At 58.3% G+C, this 369-nt stretch carries 1 protein-coding gene; it reads left to right on the top strand.

Features of this window, described 5'->3' with window-relative positions:
- On the top strand, window positions 1-369 hold a 369-nt coding region (locus tag AF337_RS45120), incomplete at both ends, for a hypothetical protein (protein WP_152970942.1).

Below are 369 nucleotides of genomic sequence, written 5' to 3'. Positions count from 1 at the left end.
ACTTTGCGATGGCTTTCTACGAGGCGATATTGCGCCATCAGCATTCGCAGGATCCGGATCTCGCGAGATTCGACGGCGAAGTCCACAGCAGGCTGGTTGGCGAATTCGCATCGCTCGACCGGAACCGCATGCGAATTTCTCGACTTGAAGTCGTGAAGGCACATCACAGGAACATCCCGGCGGTCAGCGGCCTCGGTCCTGTCGGGATCCTTCGAGGAGAAATGGCCCGGCGCCGTAACCACATGCCAATCCGGCAACTCATGCAGAAGGCTTCGCTCGCCATTCAGGCATTGAAGCCAGTCTTCATGATGAGCCCGCTGTCGATCGCCCAGTTCCTGCCGCCTGGTGTCTTGGAATTCGACTTGCTCG

The sequence above is a fragment of the Rhizobium ecuadorense genome, assembly GCF_001187535.1.
Classification (GTDB): Bacteria; Pseudomonadota; Alphaproteobacteria; order Rhizobiales; family Rhizobiaceae; genus Rhizobium; species Rhizobium ecuadorense.
This window is presented reverse-complemented; position numbering and strand designations above follow the sequence as displayed.